This is a genomic window from Sphingomonas sp. LR60, assembly GCF_036855935.1.
Classification (GTDB): Bacteria; Pseudomonadota; Alphaproteobacteria; order Sphingomonadales; family Sphingomonadaceae; genus Sphingomonas.
On the sequence record NZ_JASPFK010000001.1, the window covers coordinates 2,124,123 to 2,142,572 of the forward strand.

Consider the following 18,450-nt stretch of genomic DNA (forward strand, 5'->3'; position numbering starts at 1 on the left):
CGCCAATTGTTGCAACGCAAAACGCCCGCGACACGCCGCCGCGTGCGCACGACGATCAGACCGAAACCGCTGCCTTGATATGCGGTTGCGCCTCGTAACCGTTCAGCACGAAGTCCTCCGGCTCGTACGTGTCGATCGACGCCGGCCGTCGCGCCAGCGTCAGCGTCGGCAGCACGGTCGGGCTGCGCGCGAGCTGCGTCTCGGCCTGGTCGAGATGGTTGAGGTACAGATGGCAGTCGCCGCCGGTCCAGATGAACTCGCCGACTTCCAGGTCGCATTGCTGCGCGAGCATGTGAGTCAGCAGCGCGTAGCTGGCGATGTTGAACGGCACGCCCAGGAAGATATCCGCCGAGCGCTGGTACAATTGCAGCGACAGCCGCCCGTTGGTGACATGCGTCTGGAACAGGCAGTGGCACGGGCTGAGCGCCATGGCGTGCAGCTCACCGGGGTTCCAGGCGGTGACGATCTGCCGCCGCGACGCCGGACGCATGCGAGATCTCGTCGATCAGCGCGGCGATCTGATCGATCTGCCGCCCGTCCGCCGCCGCCCACTCCCGCCATTGCTTGCCATAGACCGGGCCCAAATCGCCATTTTCGTCGGCCCATTCGTCCCAGATGCTGACCTTGCGCTCCTGCAACCAGCGGACGTTGGTGTCGCCGCGCAGGAACCACAAAAGTTCGATGATGATCGAGCGCAGATGAAGCTTCTTGGTGGTCAGGACCGGAAAGCCCTGCGCCAGATCGAAGCGCATCTGATGCCCGAAGACGCTGAGCGTCCCGGTGCCGGTTCGGTCGTCCTGCCGCACGCCCGAATCGAGCACGCGACGCATGAGGTCGAGATATTGCTGCACGCCGCGGTTCGTAGCGCGACACGCGCAGTCGCGCCACCATGCCGGCCCGCTTCCAAATCGTCATCCCCGCAGAGGCGGGGATCCAGACGCGCAGGTTCCTCGATATAAGCGCACCGTCCGAGGTTCTGGATTCCCGCCTACGCGGGAATGACGAGCTTGAAGACCGACGACCCGAATCAAACCCGGTACAACGAAAGAGTCGTCAACCGCTCACTTCATCCGGCAGGCAACGATCTCCGCCGGATCGGGCCGCCGCCCCGCCGCGCGAAACGTCGCCAGATACCCGCCCGCAGACCGCAGCTCGCGGAACCCGACCTGCGCGTACCCCACCGCCGCGAACTCGCAGCGCAACAAACGCGGCGGCGTGCCGTGCTGCTCGGTCGGGCGATCGGCATCGACCACCACCACAAGCCCGTCGCGGCGCAGCGACGGCCGCATCCGCCACAGGAATTCATACGGCTGGCCGATCTCATGATACATGTGCACCATGAAGATCCGGTCGAAGCTGTTGTCGGGCAGCCGCGGATCGGCCGGCAGCCCCAAGCGCACGCTGACATTGTCGAGCCGCTCGCGCGCGACACGTTCCGCCAGCGCCTCGTGGACGGCCGGCACCACGTCCTCCGCCAGCACGCGCCCGTTGTCACCGACGCGCGCCGCCAGCCGGATCGTGTAATAGCCCTCGCCCGCGCCGAGATCGGCGACCGTCATCCCCTTGCGGATATCGGCGAGATCCATGACGCGCCCGGCCTCACCCAGCCGGTCGCGCGTCTCCTCATTCGACCAGCGCGGCGAGACGATGTTCGCGATCGGGCGGTCGGCGGCCGGGAACGGTCCCGGCTCCTTCGCCTTGTGCTTGATGAGCGGCTGCGACCCGTCGCATGCCCCCAGCAGCAGCAACGCCACCGCCGCGATGCGGAGCATAGGCGCGCACGTCGCCACTTAGTCGACGTCTTCCACGACGACCGCCTCGCCGGAGACGCGCTGCGACAACGCCGCGGCCATGAACTCGTCGAGATCGCCGTCCAGCACGTCGCCCGGCGCGGTGCTGGTCGTGCCAGTGCGCAGGTCCTTCACCAGCTGGTACGGCTGCAGCACGTAGCTGCGGATCTGGTGGCCCCAGCCGATGTCGGTCTTGGTGGCGTTCTCGGCGTTGGCGATTGCCTCGCGCTCGGCCAGCTCACGCTCGTACAGGCGTGCGCGCAGCTGGTTATACGCCTCCGCCTTGTTCTTGTGCTGCGACCGCTGGTTTTGGCACTGCACCACGATACCGGTCGGCAAGTGCGTGATACGCACCGCGGAATCGGTCGTGTTGATGTGCTGCCCGCCCGCGCCCGACGCGCGATAGGTGTCGATGCGCAACTCGCTCTCGTTGATCTCGACCTCGATATTGTCGTCGATCACCGGATAGACCCACACGCTCGAAAAGCTCGTGTGACGGCGCGCGGCGCTGTCGTACGGGCTGATCCGCACCAGCCGGTGGACGCCGGATTCGACCTTGGCATAGCCGTAGGCGTTCTCGCCCTTGACCAGCAACGTCGCGCTCTTGATCCCGGCCTGCTCACCGGCGTGATAGTCGATCAGCTCGACCTTCATGCCCCGCCGCTCCGCCCAGCGCGTGTACATGCGCTGGAGCATCCCGGCCCAGTCCTGGCTCTCGGTCCCGCCCGCGCCGGCGTTGATCTCGATATAGCTGTCGTTGGCATCCGCCTCGCCCGCCAGCAGCGCTTTGACCTTGTCGGCCTGCGCACGATCGGCGAGCGCCTTGAGGGCGGCGACGCCCTCTTCGGCCATCTCGGCATCGCCCTCGGCATCGGCCATCTCGATCAGCTCGGCGGTGTCCGACAGCTCGCGCTCGATATCGCGCGTCGCGGTGATCGCCTCGTCCAGCCGGCGACGCTCGCGCATCACCGCCTGCGCTTCCTTGGGGTTGTTCCACAGCGCCTGATCCTCGACGCGCGCGTTGAGTTCGTCGAGGCGACGCAACGCGCGGTCCCAGTCGAGGAATCGGCGCAGCAGCGCCAGCGCCTCGTTGATGCTGTCGACATGGGCCTGCGCTTCGGCGCGCATAACTTTACTCCAAGGTCACGCCGCGCCGGCCAGAAGGGGATCCCGACCGGCACGAGCGGGGCTACGTGACCGGGGAATCCCGGCGACTGGCTGGGACGACGAAAAAACGTTCTACCGACGACTTAGTAGATGCCCCCCTGCCTCTGCAAGAAGTCGCTGTCACCGGCGGGTGTCCCGCTCGCGCTCGCGCTGGGCCGAGCGGACGGGGCGGCGGTCGGCGCGACGCGACGCGCGCGTCGTGCCTCGCTCTGCGGCTTGAACGCCTCCCAGATCACCGCCTGCTTGGGATCGTTGTCGGTCGGGAAGGTCCCGAACACCGGTCGCCCGCTCGCGCGATCGATCCGGACCATCCGGATACCCGGCGGCGCGCGGAACGGGATCGCCGGCATCCCCGCATACGCCTTCTGCGCCCATTCCTTGAATACCGGCACCGCCACCGTCCCGCCTTGCGCATAGCCGCCCAGGCTGCGCGGGCTGTCGAAGCCCATGTAGAGCCCGGCGATCATCTGCGGCGTGCCGCCGATGAACCACACGTCGGTGGGGCCATTGTTGGTGCCGGTCTTGCCGAACATCGGGCGGTTCAGGTCGCGCAGCGCGGTCGCGGTGCCGCGCTGGATCACGCCCTCGGTGATGTGCACCATCTGATAGGCGCTCATCGCGTCCAGCACCTGCCGCCCACCGGTCGCGGGGCGCGGCATCGCGCGGCCGTTCCAGTCGCGCGCGTTGCACCCGTCACACGCGCGCCAGTTCTCGGGCCAGATCACCTGCCCGTGCCGATCCTGCGCGACGTCGATCAACGACGGATCGTGCCAGCGACCCCAATTGGCAAGCACGCCATAAGCGTTGACCATCTTCGTGACGGTCGTCTCGCCCGCGCCAAGCGCGTAGGAGAGATAGGGAGAATAATCGCCGACCCCCATCGCCTTGATCATCTTCACGACGCGGCCCATGCCGGTCTGCGCGGCGGTGCGCACCGTCATCAGGTTGCGCGACTGTTCGATGCCCCAGCGCATCGTGTGCGGCCCGGCGCCGCGTGAATTGCCGAAGTTGCGGAAGCATTTCTGCCCCAGCCGCGCACCCTGGTCGACGCAGAACGGCCCGTCGACGATGATCGACGCCGGGGTCATGCCGTTCTCCAGCGCCGCCGAATAGACGATCGGCTTGATCGTCGAGCCCGGCTGACGGAACGCCTGGGTCGCGCGATTGAAAGACTGGACGCTCGACTCGAACCCGCCCTGCATCGCGAGGATGCGCCCGGTCGCCGGCTCCTGCACGACGAACCCGCCCGAGATGCGCGGAACCGACCGCAGCGCGAACCGACCCGTTCCGCTCGGCGCCACCGCGATGATGTCGCCAGGCTTGATCGCGGCGAAGGCGGCCCCGCCCTGGTTGCGCACCGGCATCTGCGCCGCGTCGCGCGCCATCGTCCCGGTCGTGCCGTCCGCGAAGCCAAGCCGCCACGCGTCGCCGTCACGCGCGATCGCGATCGCCGCGCGCCAGTTTTCGTGGTCGATCATGATGTTGCTGCCGATCAGCGGCCCCTGCCACGCCTCGCCCTCGATATCGACATGCCGCAGCGGCCCCGACCAGCCGCGCCCGGCATCGAAGCGCAACAGCCCGTTGCGCAGCGCCTCGGCGGCATATTGCTGGATGGTCTTGTCGAGCGAGGTGCGCACCCACAGGCCCCCGGCGTAGACGCTGTGCGGCCCATCCTCGGATTGTTCACCGAACTTCGCGATCAGTTCGCGGCGCACTTCCTCGACGAAATAGCCGCCGACCCGCTCGAACTTCGGCGTGCGATGCGTGATCGCACCGATCGGCTCGGCAGCCGCCGCCTGCGCCTGCGCCGCTGTGACGAAGCCATTCTTGACCATCTCGCGCAGCACGTAATTGCGCCGCTCCAGCGCGCGATCGGTGTTGCGGAACGGGTCGTAGTTCGACGGTCCTTTCGGCAGGATCGCCAGATAGGCGAGCTGCCCGAGCGTCAACTCGCTCAGTTCCTTGTCGAAATAGGCATGGCTCGCCGCCTCGACGCCGTACGCGTTACGTCCGAGGAAGATCTGGTTGAGGTACAGCTCGATGATCTGCGGCTTGGTCAGCGTCTCCTCGATCTTATACGCCAGCAACGCCTCGCGGATCTTGCGAGTCGGGGAATATTCGTTGCCGATCAGCAGGTTCTTCGCGACCTGCTGCGTGATCGTCGATCCGCCGCGCGCGCGCTGCCCGGTGCCGAACTTGCGCGCATAATCGAACACCGCGCCCGCCAGCCCGGGGAAGTCGACGCCGTGATGCTCGAAGAAGGTCTTGTCCTCGGCGGCGAGGAACGCCTTCACCAGCAACGGCGGATATTCGTTATAGGCCAGCTCGACGCGGCGTTCGCGGGCATAGGAATAGATCGGCGCACCGTCCGCGCCGCGCACGTTGGTCGGCAATGGCGGTTCGTACGCCTTCAGCTTGTCGACCGACGGCAGGTCGCGCGCGAACACCAGCCAGAAGACGCCGAGCGCCACCACCAGCAGTCCCAGCAGATAGGTGCCCCAACGCACCCACCAGCGACGCCACAGCGCGCGGGGAGAGATACGCCGAACGGGCACGGCAGCGGTCGGATCGGAAGCCATGTCGGTTTCGGCGTTTACGGTCTCGCCCGCCAAACGGCAACTCGCTCAGGCAGGGGCGAACAGTTTCGTGCCGACGACCCCGACGATGATCAGCGCGATGAACCCGATCTGCGCGGGCGCGAGCTTCTCGCCGAACAGGAACACGCCGAAGATCGTGACGCCGACCGCACCCAGCCCGGTCCACACGGCATAGGCGGTTCCCGCGGGCAACCCGCGCATCGCCATCGCCAGCAACCCCATGTTGACGAAGCTGAGCGTGATCGGGACGATCGACGCCAGCCACGATCCTTGCGTAGCGACCCATTTCAGGCTGAGCGCCCAGACGATTTCGGTGACCACGGCAACGCCGAGGATGAGCCACGCCATGGCGAGGATCTCCTTGATTGCGGGCTCGTATGGAAAAGCGCAGCGGCCGGAAACCCGTAAGAGGCGTGCGCGGCGGCCCCGTTAGGCGCCGGAGGCGCGCAAGTCCAGTCCCGCCATTCCCATCCCGTTCGCTTCGAGCAGGGTTCGAGCGAAGCCGAGAACCCGCCCGTCGAGAAGGTGCTTGGGGCAACCACCTCTCGACACGCCGTCTCGACTGCGCTCGACGGCTGCTCGAGGCGAGCGGTGTCTTCCTACCGCTCCGCCATATGCCGCGCGAAATACACGTCCACCGCGCGCCGAACGCTCTCGGCGATCTTCTCGCGCCCCTCCTTGCTGTCGAGGAACGCCGCGTCAGACGCGGTCGAGATATATCCCGTCTCGAACAGGATCGACGGCATGTCCGGCGCCTTGAGCACCATCAGCGAGGCGGTGCGGTGGAAGTTGCTCTTGATCGGGATCAGCGGCCGCGCCTCGCGCCCCAGCAGCCGCGCGAACCCGGCCGAGGCGTTCATCGTCTCGCGCTGGGTCAGGTCGATCAGGATCGACGACACGTCCGGGTCGCGATCGAGCGTCACCCCCGCAATCACATCGGCACGGTTCTCGCGCGCCGCCAGCCGCGCCGCCTCGCGATCCGATGCGACGTCCGACAGCGTATAAGCCGTGGCGCCCGTCGGCGTACCGGTGCCGACGCTGTCGCAATGGACCGAGATGAACAGGTCCGCCTTCAGCCGCCGCGCGATCCCGAACCGCTCGCGCAATATGATGAAGCGATCGTCGTCCCGAGTCAGCGCCACGCGCACCCGCCCGCTCTCGACCAGCGCGTCGCGGATCGCCCGCGCGATCTTCAGCGTCACGTCCTTCTCGCGCAGCCCGACCGCCGGATTGACCGCGCCGGGATCATTGCCGCCATGCCCGGCGTCGATCACCACCAGCGGACGCCCCGCCGCGCCGGCGACGCGCGGCAGCCGCACCCCGCGTGCGGGTGGCGGCACCCGCACCGTCACCGTGCGAGGCGTGGCGTCGTGGTGGGACTTCCACGGCAGGAAATCGAGCTGCGGCAACGGATCGCCGCCCGCCGCCGGCGCGGCAAGCGCCAGCAGCGCCGCCGCGATCATCGCTCCCGCCGTGCCTTCCCCCGCCGTTCCCGCCATGGCCCCTTTTCCGCTACGCTGCACCCTCGCGATCGGGATAGACCGCCGATCTTCCCGCATGATTAACGTCTTCAATTCATAAAAACGAGCCGGTTGAAGCGAAGACGTTGCGATGCTACGTGTCGCGATGACCGGAAATGTTGCGCGAAGGTCGCGCGACGCAGCTTCCGGTGCCACCCCCGCCCGGCGACGTGCCGGCCCCGGGGTCATCAGGTTGACGCTCGCAATGCCGCATTCCGCCCGATCGCTGTTCCGCCCGGCCCATGCCGGCGGCGGTACGATCGCGGACGGCCTTTCCCGCTCGATGGAGTGGGCGGCAAAGCGAACCGCAGCAGACATCATCATCATCCGCGCGGCAGACCCCATCGGGCGGTCGGCCGCGCCTTATCGTCGCGCCCCCTCCCCTTCGGCGGAGGGCGGCGCGTGGAGAGTTTTCAATGACCACGCGTATGCTGATCGACGCACGCCACCGGGAAGAAACCCGCGTGGCGGTCGTCAAGGGTAACCGGATCGAGGAATTCGATTTCGAGAGTGCCGAGCGCAAGCAGCTCAAGGGTAACATCTATCTCGCCAAGGTGACGCGCGTCGAGCCGTCGTTGCAGGCGGCGTTCGTCGATTACGGCGGCAATCGCCACGGCTTCCTGGCGTTCAGCGAGATCCACCCGGATTATTATCAGATCCCCAAGGAGGATCGCGAGGCGCTGCTGCGCGAGGAGGCCGAGCACGCCGCCGAGGAAGCCGCGTTGCGCGCCGAGCAGGATGCGCTCGACGACGGTGATTTCGCCGACGATGCCGAAGGCGACGATCACGACGACGCCGATCACGATCATGACCACGATCACGACGCGGAAGAGGGCGACGCCCCCGCCCCGCGCCGTCGCGGCCGGTCGGGCACCAACGACGACCAGGTCGAGGCGCTGCGTCAGCGTCGCATGAATCTGCGCCGCCGCTACAAGATTCAGGACGTCATCCATCGCCGCCAGGTGCTGCTGGTGCAGGTCGTCAAGGAAGAGCGCGGCAACAAGGGCGCGGCGCTGACCACGTACCTGTCGCTCGCCGGCCGTTATTGCGTGCTGATGCCCAACACGTCGCATGGCGGCGGGATCAGCCGGAAGATCAGCAATGCCGCCGATCGCAAGCGTCTCAAGACGATCATGGCCGATCTGCAATTGCCGTCGTCGATGGGCTGCATCGTCCGCACCGCCGGGCTTCAGCGCACCAAGACCGAGATCAAGCGCGACTTCGACTATCTCGCCCGCCTGTGGGACGAGATCCGCGAAAAGACGCTGACGTCGAGCGCGCCCGCGCTCGTGTACGGCGACAGCGACCTGATGAAGCGCGCGATCCGCGACATCTACAACAAGGACATCGACGAGGTCATTGTCGAGGGTGACGACGGCTATCGTCAGGCGCGCGAATTCATGCGGCTGCTGATGCCGACGCACGCCAAGAAGGTGAAGCATTACAGCGACCCGGTGCCGCTCTATCAGCGCGCAGGCGTCGAGGATCAGCTCGCCGCGATGTACCACCCGGTCGTCCAGCTCAAGTCGGGTGGCTATCTGGTCATCAACCCGACCGAGGCTTTGGTGTCGATCGACATCAACTCCGGGCGTTCGACCCGCGAGCACAATATCGAGCAGACCGCCACCGCGACCAACCTCGAAGCGGCGCAGGAAATCGCGCGCCAGCTCCGCCTGCGCGACATGGCGGGCCTGATCGTCATCGACTTCATCGACATGGATAACGGATCGAACGTCCGTAAGGTCGAGAAGGCGATGAAGGAGGCGCTCAAGAACGATCGCGCCCGCATCCAGGTCGGCCGCATCTCCGGCTTCGGCCTGATGGAAATGAGCCGTCAGCGGCTGCGCACCGGCGTGCTCGAAGCCTCGACGCGCCCCTGCCCGCATTGCGAAGGCACCGGCTTCGTCCGCACCGCCTCGTCGTCGGGCCTGTCGGCGCTGCGGCTGATCGAGGACGAAGCGGCGCGCGGGCGCGGCTCGATCCTGACGCTGCGGTGCAGCCAGGAAGCCGCCTTCTACGTGCTCAACCGCAAGCGCTCCGACATCGCCGAGATCGAGGATCGCTACGGCGTCACCGTCGAGATCATCCCCGATGGCGAGGAAGAAGGCGCGCGCATGTCGGTAGAGGCCAGCGGACCGCCGCCCGCACATCCGCCGAAGTTCGATCGTCCGATCGTCGAGGAGCCCGAAGACGATCTGGTCGAGGACGAGATTGACGAGGAGGAAGAGGCCGAGGACGAAGACACCGTCGAGCAGGTCGCCGCGCCCGAGGGCGAAGGCGGACGTGGTGGGCGGCGTCGCCGTCGTCGTCGCGGGCGCCGCGGTCGCGATCGTGTCGAGGGTGATGAGCGCAGCGACGAAGAGGCCGACGAGGTCGAGGCTGCCGAGCCGACTGAAGTCGACGCCGACGCCGACGCCGACGCCGAGCCGGACGCTACGGTCGACGCCGAAGCGAGCGACGAAGCCGAGCGTGAGGGCGGCCGTCGCCGTCGCCGCGGGCGTCGCGGTCGCCGTCGTGACGGTGAGCGTGGTGGCGATCAGGCCGTCGAAACGACTGCCGAGCCCGAAGCCGAGGCCGAGATCGCCGCAGCTCCGGCGATCGAGCCCGAGCCGGTCGTCGCCGAGGAAGAGCCCGTCGCCGAGGAGCCGGCCGCGCCGAAGACGCGCCGCCGTCCGCGCGCCCGCGTCGCTGCCGAGCCGACCCCGGCCCCGACCGCGCGCCGTGGCCGCAAGCCCGCCGCTGCCCCTGCACCCGCCCCGGCGCCGGAGCCGGCGCCTGTCGCAGCCGAGCAGCCGGTCGCCGAGGACGCTCCTGCCAAGCCGAAGCGTACGCGCCGCAAGAAGGTCGCCGAGCCGGTGGTCGAGGCGGGTGACGCCGGTCCGGTCAACGACGGCCTGCCCGCGCCCGAGCCGGTCGCCGAGGAAGCCCCGGCCAAGCCGAAGCGCACGCGTCGCAAGAAGGTCGTCGACGAAGCGGCACCGGAGCCGGCGGCGACCGAGGCATCGGCCCCTGCCGAAGAGCCCGGCACCGAGGAACCGTCGGCCGACGCGACCGCGCAGCCCCGCCGCGGTTGGTGGCAGCGCACCTTCGGCGCGTGATCCGATCGGCCGGGCTTCAGCGGCGGTTCACTCGAATCGCCGCAAAGCCCGGCCGATGATCTCTGCTTTTACCCCAGTCGGGTCGATCGGCAGACGCCCCTCACCTGTTTTCTTCCGTCATCCCGGACTTGATCCGGGATCCCGCTTCTTACCGCGGGCGCGCAAAGTGGGGCCGCCGATCAAGTCTCGGGCGACGGACAAGGTGAACGTTCCGGTGAAATGCACCGATGCTCCTTCCGGCTCCTGCCGTCATGCCCTAAGACCCACCGCATGCGCCGCCTGATCGCCGCCGTCGCCACCGCCGTCCTGCTCCTCGCGCAACCCGCGCAGGCGCAGTCGCTGCTGCGCGATGCCGAAACCGAGGCGCTGCTCAAGGACATGTCCGCCCCGCTCGTCACCGCGGCGGGCCTGCGCCCGGCCGACGTGTCGTTCGCGCTGGTCAACGACGATTCGATCAACGCCTTCGTCGCCGGCGGGCAGACCGTCTACATCCACACCGGGCTGCTCCAGCAGGCCGACAGCGCCAATCAGGTGCAGGGCGTCATCGCCCACGAACTCGGCCACATTGCCGACGGCCATGTCATCACCGGCGCACAGGCGCAGAAGCCCGCAATGGGCGTCTACCTGCTCTCGATGGTGCTCGGGCTCGCCGCGATGGCGGCGGGCGGTGGCGAGGCGGGCGCGGGCATCCTCGCCGCCGGTCAGCAGGTCGCAATGGGCAAGGTCCTCGCCTTCAGCCGCGTGCAGGAAGCGACCGCCGACGCCTCGGCGGTCCGCTACCTCGACACCGCCGGGATCACCGGCAAGGGGATGCTCGAGTTCTTCAAGAAGCTGCAACAGCAGGAATATCGCTACGGCACGAAGAACATCGACCCGTTCATGCAGTCGCACCCGCTGTCGGGCACGCGCGTCCAGACGCTGACCGCCGATGTGCAGGCGTCGAAGGCATGGAGCAAGCCGGCCAACAGCGCCTTGCAGGAGCGTTTCCTGCGCGTGCGCGCCAAGCTCGACGGCTATCTGATGCCGCCCCCGCAGGCGCTCCAGAAATATCCCGACAGCGACCAGACGGTCTATGCGCATTACGCCCGCGCCTATGCGTATCACCGCGCCGGCTATCCCGAAAAGGCGGATGCCGAGGCCGAGGCGCTGGTCGCCAAGGAACCCAACGATCCCTATTTCCAGGAGATCATGGGGCAGATCCTGCTGGAGGCCGGCAAGCCGAAGCTCGCGCTCGCCCCGCTCAAGCGCGCCACCGAGGGCTCGCGCGCCAATCCGCTGATCGCCACCACCTACGGCCACGCGCTGATCGCGACCGAGGACGCCACCAATTATGACGAGGCGAAGCGCGTGCTGCGCACCGCCGTGGCGCGTGACGATGAAAACCCCTTCGCGTGGTTCCAGCTCGGCACGGTCTACGAATTGACTGGCGATGAGGCGCGCGCCGCGCTGGCGAGTGCCGAACGCGCGAGCATGATGGGCGACGATCGCACCGCGGTCGACCGCGCCCGCTATGCGATGGCGGGCATCCCCAAGAACACCCCCGACTGGATCCGCGCGCAGGACATTGCGATGACCGCGCAGAATGCCGTCGACAAGACCGGAAAGAAGCGCCGACGTTGAACAGGTTGATGGTGTTGGCGCTGGTCGCGATCGGGCTGTTGTTCGGTGCCGGCGGGATGTGGCTCGCGGACCGCGCGGCACCGGTCGGTGCGGCGGACGAGGCGCGGATCGGTCGCGTCGTGCGCGAATATGTCCTGGCGCATCCCGAACTGATTCCGGAGGCGATCGAACGTCTGCAACAGCGCGACGCGACCCGCGCGATCGCTGCTAATCGCGGCGCGATCGAGACCCCGTACGGCAACGCCTGGATCGGTAATCCGAACGCCGATGTCACCCTGGTGGAATTCTACGACTATAATTGCGGCTTTTGCCGCGCCAGCCTGCCCACGATCGAGAAGCTGGTCGCCGCAAACAAGAATTTGCGCGTCGTTTTCAAGGAACTGCCGGTCCTCGCAGAGAGCAGCCGCACCGCCGCCCGCGCTTCGCTCGCCGCCGCATCACAAGGCAAATTCAAGGACTTCCACGACGCGCTCTACGCCGCCGGCCCGGTCAGCGACGCCACGATCGCGCAGGCCGCGCGCGCCAGCGGGGTCAACCTCGCGAACATGCCCGCCGACGCCGACGAAACGCTGCGCACCAACCTCGAACTCGCGCAAAAGCTTGGCATAAACGGCACACCGGCGTGGGTGGTCGGTGATCAGCTACTCAGCGGCGCCCTCCCGCTCGACCGCTTGCAGGACGCCGTGGCAAAAGCGCGCGCGTCCTAGCCCCAACACGGACCCGCAATCCCAGCATCTCCACCATAGACTTCGCGCCCGAACATCACCATCTGCACGCCACCGATCCGGGTCGGACACGATGACGATCACGCCGAGCATCGATCGGCAGCAGCAAGGGGGCCGAATGCCGGAACCGATTCTCACCGTCGCGGGTGTGTCGAAGACCTACAAGAACGGCCCGACCGCGCTCGGCACGGTCGACCTGACCGTCAACCGCGGCGAGATCTTTGCGCTGCTCGGGCCGAACGGCGCGGGCAAGACGACGCTGATCAGCATCATCTGCGGGATCGTCACTCCCAGCGCCGGCACGGTCACGGTCGCCGGCCATGACGTGACGCGCGACTATAAGGCCGCCCGCCGCGCGATCGGGCTGGTTCCGCAGGAGCTGGCGACCGATCAGTTCGAAAGCGTGCTCGCCACGGTCACTTTCTCGCGGCGGCTGTTCGGGCGTTCGGGCCATTCCGACTATATCGAACAGGTGCTGCGCGACCTGTCGCTGTGGGAAAAGCGCCATGCCAAGATCAAGGACCTCTCGGGCGGGATGAAGCGCCGCGTGCTGATCGCCAAGGCGCTCGCGCACGAGCCGCAGATCCTGTTCCTCGACGAGCCGACCGCCGGGGTCGACGTCGCGCTGCGCCGCGACATGTGGAAGCTGGTGCATCGGCTGCGCGAACAGGGCGCGACGATCATCCTCACCACCCATTATATCGAGGAGGCCGAGGAAATGGCCGATCGCGTCGGCGTCATCACCGGCGGCAAGCTGCTGCTGGTCGAGGAGAAGAACGCGCTGATGGCCAAGCTGGGCAAGCGACAGATGGACCTGACGTTGGTCGAGCCGATGACGGCGGTCCCGGCGGCCCTGTCCGACTGGCCGCTGACGCTCGAGGATGAGGGCCACACCCTGCGCTACGTCTTCGATGCCAAGGCCGAGGATACCGGCATTCCGCGGCTGCTCGAACGGCTGGCGCAGCAACATATCGCCTTTCGCGACCTCGAAACGCGCAAGTCGAGCCTCGAAGACATCTTCGTCGATCTGGTGGGAGGAAGCGCATGAACCTGCACGGGATCTGGGCGATCTATCGCTTCGAAATGGCGCGGTTCGGGCGGACGATCTGGACCAGCCTCGCGACGCCCGTCATCACCACCACGCTCTATTTCATCGTCTTCGGTGCGGCGATCGGATCGCAGATGCGCGGGATCGACGGGGTCAGCTATGGCGCGTTCATCGTACCGGGATTGATGCTGCTGACGATCTTCTCGGAAAGCATCTTCAACGCCAGCCTCGGCATCTACATGCCGAAGTTCACCGGCACGATCTACGAGCTGCTATCCGCGCCCTTGTCGCCGATCGAGACGGTGATCGGTTACGTCGGCGCAGCGGCGACCAAATCGATGGTGATCGCGATGGTGATCCTCGCCACCGCGCATTTGTTCGTCGATCTTCACATCGCGCATCCGTTGCTGATGCTGCTCTACCTGCTGCTGGTCACCGCCAGTTTCGCGCTGTTCGGCTTCTGCCTCGGCATCTGGGCGAACGGGTTCGAGCAGTTGCAGATCATCCCGCTGCTCGTCGTCACCCCGCTGACCTTCCTCGGCGGCGCCTTCTACTCGCTGGACGTGCTGCCCGAGCCGTGGCGGACGGTGACGTTGTTCAATCCGGTCGCCTATCTCATCAACGGCTTCCGCTGGACGTTCTTCGGGCAGAGCGATGTCTCGTTCGCGCTGTGCGTCGCGGTGACGATGGGCTTCGCGGCGCTGTGCCTCGCCGCCGTGGTCACGATCTTCCGCACCGGCTGGCGGCTGAAGAGCTAGCTCGGATCGACGTTCACCGATCACCCGCCTCCTCCCGTCATTCCGGACTTGATCCGGGATCCCGCTTCTTCCTTCTGTCGGCAAAAGCGGGGCTCCGGATCAAGGCTCTCCTGAGCTAGCCGAAGGGTCCGAGGCGACGATGAAGCGATCGCGGCGACCAGGCGGCATAGAAGTCCTGAATGCCGATCCGGTCCAGGTCGGATCGACTTGCATCGTCATTGCGAGCGTAGCGAAGCAATCCAGAGCGTCCTGATCCGCCCCTGGATTGCTTCGCTACGCTCGCAATGACGAACGCGGGTAGCTTCCATATTATTCTGATATCAAGGTAGGCTGCCGTAACGCAGCCACCCGCCGTCAGTCGACCCGCAGCGTGTCGTACACCGTCACCTTGCGCCACAACGGCTCGCAATCCGCGACGAACTTCTGGTGGATCGGGTGATCCTGATACGCCTTCTGGTCGGCGACCGTGTCGAAGAACATCAATTCCGACACCTGATAGCTCCCATCGACCACGTCACGCGCCTCGGTATCGGCGGGCACGCCGATGTGCAGCGCGCGGATCACCGGGATTGCCGCCAGCGTGCGCAGCCCGGTGATCAGCCGATCACGGTCGGCGGTGGACGTCGGGTTCTTCAACCAGAAGAACACATGATGCACCACCTTGGCGGGCACCACCGCAGCCGCGGCCTGCGCCTCGCCGCCCGATACGGCCCCCGCGATCCCTGCCCCGCCGATCGCCATCATCGCCATCATCTCCCTGCGTCCTGCATCCACGATCAATCTCCTCAATCGCGAGCGGATTTGCCTTGCGCGTGCGGGACTTGCCAGCACCAAATAGTCGTACGGCGCGGCAGGATCGCTCCTGCCGCGCCGTACGCACGTCCCACCATAGTGGCGTCGCTCAGGCGGTGCGCGTCCCCGACAGCGGGAAGCTACCGAACGCACCGGCGCCGACGCTGCCGGTCACCGTGTCGCCGTCCACCGTCGCGGTGATGTCGAGCGTCATCGGCATCGGCACCGTCATCTGCTGCTTCCACGCCAGCGTGTTGCCGTCGACGGTGCCGTTCACGTCCGACGCGCCCATCGCGCCCGACGCCTGGCCGGTGAACGTCTCACCCGACTGCGTCACGGTCAGCGTCATCTTCTGATCGCCCAGCGGCGACTTCACCGTGCAATCGTAGGTTCCATCCACTCCGGCCATCGTGTTACTCCTTACTTGGCGGCGGGCGCCGGACGCGTTCCGGCCACCGCAGCAGCCGGCATGACCTCGACCGGCAGCCCCAGCGAGTCAAGCTGCGGCTTCACCTTGGCCGCCTCGCCGACCACCACCCACACGAACTTCGCCGGATCGATCGCCGCCTTCGTCGCCGCATTGACCTGCGGCAGCGTCAGCGCGCGATATTTCTGTGTGATCGTCGCGTAATAATCGTCGGGACGCTTGTAGAGGTCGTTGGCCTGCATCGCGGTCAGGACGTCGTCCGACGTCTCGAAATTGCCCGACAGCGAGCGCGTGCCGGCGTTGATCGCGCGGGTGAACTCCTCCTGGGTCATCGGCTTGCTGGTCAGGAACTGCGTCACGTCGGCGCGCAACGCCGCCAGCGACGGTCCGGTCTGATCGGCCTGTACCGGCGCGTACAGGATATAGGGTGCGGCCTCCGCGTTGCGGGTGAAATTGCCGCGCACGCCGTACGACCAATGCTTGTCTTCGCGCAAGTCCATGTTGAGCCGGCCGAGGAAGCTGCCGCCCAATGCGTCGTTACCCACCTGCAGCGGCAGCAGGTCGTCGGTGCCCTTCAACCCGGTTTGCACCGCCGCCGCGATCATCGACTGCGGGCTGGCGGGACGGTCGACCAGCACGATCCGCGGCGACACGGCGGTCGACGCCGGCGGGAACGCCTTGGCGCCGGCCGCGCCGACCGGCTTCCAGTCGCCGAACCGCGCCTCCATGACCTGGCGGATCTCGGCGAGCGGCCGGTCGGAGACGACGAAGATCTTCGCCTTGTCCGGGCGCAGCCACGCCTGCTGGAACGCGATCAGCTCGGCGCGGGTCAGCCCCTGCACCGCCGCGGCATCGCCCGACCCCTGCGCCTTGGCATAGGGGAGTTCGGCGCCACCAGCTTCGGCAGGACGCGCTGTACCAACCCCTGCGGGCTGGTCAGTTCCTGCGCGATCTCGGTCAGTTGCTGCGTCTTGACGCGCCCCAGCTCGCTCTCGGGGAAGGCCGGCGTCCGCGCGATGCCCGCCCACAGGTCCGCCCCGGTCGCAAGGTTCGCGCTCGGCACGCGCAGCGACAGCGTCGTGCGGTCCGGGCTGCTCCCGCTCGAGATCGATGCGCCCAGCCGCTCGCGCGCCTCGGCGATCTGGATCGAGTCCAGCGCCTTCGTGCCCTCGTCCATCATGCTCAGCGTCAGCTGCTGCGTGCCCAGCTTGTCGGCGACGTCCGCCGCAACGCCGGCATCGAAGCTGAGCACCGCCTGCGTGATCGGCACGACCGCGCGGTTGGCGTAGATCAGTTCGATGCCGTTCGACAGCTTGGAGCGCTCCACCTTCGGGAACGACAGGCCTGCCACCTCGCCGACCGCCGGGATCGCGCCGCGCGTGCCCTTTGCGGGCGGTTCGGGCGCCTCGACCACCTTCGCCGGCGGCACGGCCTTCGATTCCGCATAAGCGTCGCGGTCGCCGTTGACGATGTCGATCTGGTAGGAAGGACGCGTCAGCCACTTGGCCGCAACCGCCTTCACGCTCGCCGGGGTCTGCGCCGCCAGTTCGGCGAGCTGTTTCTTGTAGAAACCGGGATCGTTGGAATAAAGCGCGCCCTCCGCGAGTGCGACCGCCTTGCCGCCGAATCCGCCGACCGCCTCCAGGCCGTCGATCCGGCCGGACACGGTGCTGGTGACGTAGCGATTGACCTCGTCGGCGGTCGGGCCGTTCTTGATGAAGTCGGCGACGATCCGATCGACGCGCGCCGACACTGTCGCCGGATCGACGCCCGGGCGGACGATCGTCACGATCTGGAACGTGCCGACCTGCGCGAACGATTCATATTCGGCGGACGCCTGCACCGCGAGCTTCTCGCCCTTGACCAGCACGTTGCTCAGCCGCGAGCTGGCCAGCCCGCCGAGCACCCCAGCGGCGACTTCCAGCGAGGCCGAGTCCTTGTCGTTGAGGCCGGGCACCGCCCATTCCTTCATGATCAGGGTCGCGGCGACGCGGTCCTTCATCACTTCCTTGGCCGGACCGGGCAGCGAGGCCGGGATCGGGGCGGGCGGCGCGACGCTCTTCGGCCCGGCGGCGATCGCGCCGAAATACTTCTCGACCAGCGGCTTGGCGGTCGCGACATCGACGTCGCCGGCCAGCACCAGCACCGCATTGTTCGGCCCGTAATGGCCCTTGAACCAGTTCTTGACGTCGGCGAGGCTCGCCTGGTCGAGATCGGCCATCGAGCCGATCGTGGTGTGGCCATAAGGGTGCGTCGCCGGGAACAGCCCCTCGGTCGCCTTGTAGCGGAGCAGCCCGTACGGCTGGTTGTCGCCCTGCCGCTTCTCGTTCTGCACCACGCCGCGCTGCTCATCGAGCACGCCTTGCGTGATCGCGCCGGTCAGATAGCCCATGCGATCGGATTCGAGGAACAGCGCACGCGCCAGCGCGGCGGTCGGCACCGTCTCGAAGTAATTGGTGCGGTCGAAGTAGGTCGTGCCGTTGAAGTCGGTCGCGCCCACCTGTTGCAGCGGCTCGAAGAAGTCGCCCGGCGCATTCTCGCTGCCGTTGAACATCAGATGTTCAAACAGATGCGCGAAGCCGGTCTTGCCCTTGGGCTCGTGCTTCGATCCGACGTCATACCAGACGCTGACCGCGACGATCGGTGCCTTGCGATCGGTGTGGACGACCACGCGCAGGCCGTTCTTCAGCGTGAACTGCTGATAAGGGATGTCGACTGCCTTGACGAGTTGCGACACCGGCGCGGGGGCGTTCTGCGCCAGCACGGGGGTCGTCAAAGCCGCCAGCGCCGAACCGGCGGCCAGGAATGCGCGATAAGCCAACTTTGATGCTCCCCTAGGGAAATGAAGTGTCTGTCGAAACCATAGCGGCCCCCGCCTCCGCCGCAAGCGTGACGGCCTACCCCGCCC

General features: G+C 67.2%; 11 protein-coding genes and 3 pseudogenes. 5 read left to right on the plus strand and 9 right to left on the minus strand.

Translation table 11 applies throughout. The features are described 5' to 3' along the window. Positions 1 to 55 precede the first annotated feature (55 nt). The 6 genes and pseudogenes from QP166_RS09860 to QP166_RS09885 form a co-directional block, all read right to left on the minus strand. Positions 56 to 851, minus strand: a pseudogene (locus tag QP166_RS09860) (thymidylate synthase). A 210-nt stretch (positions 852 to 1,061) separates the two neighbouring features. After that, positions 1,062 to 1,772 carry a class I SAM-dependent methyltransferase gene (locus QP166_RS09865; protein ID WP_333915761.1) on the minus strand — a complete coding sequence of 237 codons (711 nt, stop codon included), beginning with the start codon at positions 1,770 to 1,772 and terminating at the stop codon, positions 1,062 to 1,064. A gap of 18 nt (positions 1,773 to 1,790) precedes the next feature. After that, the gene (gene prfB, locus QP166_RS09870; protein ID WP_333915762.1) at positions 1,791 to 2,918 is read right to left on the minus strand and encodes a peptide chain release factor 2; all 1,128 of its coding nucleotides are present in this window, start codon (positions 2,916 to 2,918) and stop codon (positions 1,791 to 1,793) included. Positions 2,919 to 3,040: 122 nt separating this feature from the next. After that, positions 3,041 to 5,536 (minus strand): penicillin-binding protein 1A, encoded by a 2,496-nt coding sequence (locus tag QP166_RS09875; RefSeq protein ID WP_333915763.1) that lies wholly within the window; start codon positions 5,534 to 5,536, stop codon positions 3,041 to 3,043. 45 nt (positions 5,537 to 5,581) lie between these two features. Next, positions 5,582 to 5,902, minus strand: coding sequence for a DMT family transporter (locus tag QP166_RS09880; protein WP_333915764.1), 321 nt, complete (start codon positions 5,900 to 5,902; stop codon positions 5,582 to 5,584). 251 nt (positions 5,903 to 6,153) lie between these two features. Further along, positions 6,154 to 6,909: pseudogene (locus tag QP166_RS09885) on the minus strand (N-acetylmuramoyl-L-alanine amidase family protein); the annotation flags it as partial. A 593-nt stretch (positions 6,910 to 7,502) separates the two neighbouring features. Here QP166_RS09885 and QP166_RS09890 point away from each other — a divergent pair. From QP166_RS09890 to QP166_RS09910, 5 genes are all read left to right on the plus strand, one after another. After that, positions 7,503 to 10,172: an Rne/Rng family ribonuclease gene (locus QP166_RS09890; RefSeq protein ID WP_333917312.1), complete on the plus strand. Its 2,670-nt coding sequence runs from the start codon at positions 7,503 to 7,505 to the stop codon at positions 10,170 to 10,172. A 270-nt stretch (positions 10,173 to 10,442) separates the two neighbouring features. Beyond that, positions 10,443 to 11,792 carry a M48 family metalloprotease gene (locus QP166_RS09895; RefSeq protein WP_333915765.1) on the plus strand — a complete coding sequence of 450 codons (1,350 nt, stop codon included), beginning with the start codon at positions 10,443 to 10,445 and terminating at the stop codon, positions 11,790 to 11,792. Beyond that, positions 11,789 to 12,499, plus strand: coding sequence for a DsbA family protein (locus QP166_RS09900; RefSeq protein ID WP_333915766.1), 711 nt, complete (start codon positions 11,789 to 11,791; stop codon positions 12,497 to 12,499). The genes QP166_RS09895 and QP166_RS09900 overlap by 4 nt, the downstream gene beginning before the upstream one ends. A 136-nt stretch (positions 12,500 to 12,635) precedes the next feature. Next, the gene (locus tag QP166_RS09905; protein ID WP_333915767.1) at positions 12,636 to 13,565 is read left to right on the plus strand and encodes an ABC transporter ATP-binding protein; all 930 of its coding nucleotides are present in this window, start codon (positions 12,636 to 12,638) and stop codon (positions 13,563 to 13,565) included. Continuing rightward, positions 13,562 to 14,323, plus strand: coding sequence for an ABC transporter permease (locus QP166_RS09910; RefSeq protein ID WP_333915768.1), 762 nt, complete (start codon positions 13,562 to 13,564; stop codon positions 14,321 to 14,323). The genes QP166_RS09905 and QP166_RS09910 overlap by 4 nt, the downstream gene beginning before the upstream one ends. A gap of 354 nt (positions 14,324 to 14,677) precedes the next feature. On the opposite strand, the gene QP166_RS09915 is transcribed toward QP166_RS09910, so the two are convergent. From QP166_RS09915 to QP166_RS09925, 3 genes and pseudogenes are all read right to left on the minus strand, one after another. Beyond that, the gene (locus QP166_RS09915) at positions 14,678 to 15,097 is read right to left on the minus strand and encodes a Dabb family protein (protein WP_333915769.1); all 420 of its coding nucleotides are present in this window, start codon (positions 15,095 to 15,097) and stop codon (positions 14,678 to 14,680) included. A gap of 127 nt (positions 15,098 to 15,224) precedes the next feature. Beyond that, positions 15,225 to 15,524, minus strand: a complete 300-nt coding sequence (locus tag QP166_RS09920; protein ID WP_333915770.1) for a hypothetical protein — start codon at positions 15,522 to 15,524, stop codon at positions 15,225 to 15,227. Positions 15,525 to 15,535: 11 nt separating this feature from the next. Beyond that, positions 15,536 to 18,363: pseudogene (locus tag QP166_RS09925) on the minus strand (M16 family metallopeptidase). Positions 18,364 to 18,450 lie beyond the last annotated feature (87 nt).